Genomic DNA, 1,007 nt, shown 5'->3' with positions numbered 1-1,007 from the left:
ACCGATAAGTCCTTTTACCCCATCAGCGCCCCATTCGCCCCACGCTGTTCCAGATGCCAACAGTCCTAGGGGGGTAAGAATTATCATAACAACAAGACCAATCCAGAGCTTTGCTTTACTTTTTGTAGTATCACCGCACATAGTTTTTCCTCCTTATGCTTTAACTACGGTTGGGCAATAAGCTCGGGTGAGCCATTTGATTTTGCTTTTATCTGCTCTGCGTTCAACAGGGATTCATCCGATCGCTGCAAGTAAGCAACCACACCAGCGGTCGCAATAGCCTCAACAACACCTGCCACGAGCAGATGCGGAATTACCATTGCCGGAATGGCTATCGACAGTGGGTACGGCGCATAAAGAGCTGCGCCGCTTGCTGTGTGAAAAAGTGATGGCTGTACACCAAATTCAATTGCTGCTGCCAAAGCCGCTACATTGATACCGACGTAAGAGCCGATGGCGGCCGCGAGTACCTGTAGGCGGGAGTTATCTTTTACCCTGCTGCTTATCGCCCGGTATACATAATAGCCTACAAAGGGCAGCACAAAGGCCATGTTAAAGCAATTGGCGCCAATAGCGAGTATGCCTCCGTCTCCAAAGAAGATAGCTTGGACAACAAGCGCAATCGTAACCGCAATTGTAGCCGCCCATGGTCCGAGGACAATCGCTACAAGCGTACCTCCCACCGCATGCCCCGTCGTACCTCCGGGCAGCGGTACGTTAAACATCATAATGGTGAATGCAAAGGCAGCGCCAATCGCTAAAAGCGGTACCTGTTTTGCCTTAAGCGTCTTTTTTACTTTTTGCGAGGCCTTAATCCAAATAGGAGTCATAGCTGCCAGCAACACGCCACTTGTTTGCGGACTTAAATAACCATCTGGTATATGCATCTTTTCTTCCTTTCTAAAACTAGTACCGCGACATCCTACTTTCTGTGCATGTCATTCTGAAGGAGCGAATGCGACTGAAGAATCTTGGGCGCAGAAACCTTCTGCTTATGCAGGAGGGTC

1 protein-coding gene is annotated in these 1,007 nt (G+C 49.4%); it reads right to left on the bottom strand.

What is annotated here, in order from left to right; genetic code table 11:
• Window positions 1-164: 164 nt before the first annotated feature.
• Window positions 165-887: a cobalt transporter CbiM gene (cbiM, locus tag COY37_RS00255; protein WP_286677680.1), complete on the bottom strand. Its 723-nt coding sequence runs from the start codon at window positions 885-887 to the stop codon at window positions 165-167.
• Window positions 888-1,007 lie beyond the last annotated feature (120 nt).

This window comes from Candidatus Aquicultor secundus (assembly GCF_002791875.1).
Classification (GTDB): domain Bacteria; phylum Actinomycetota; class Aquicultoria; order Aquicultorales; family Aquicultoraceae; genus Aquicultor_A; species Aquicultor_A secundus.
Note: the sequence above shows the minus strand (reverse complement) of the source record. Positions and strands in the feature narration are given on the sequence as shown.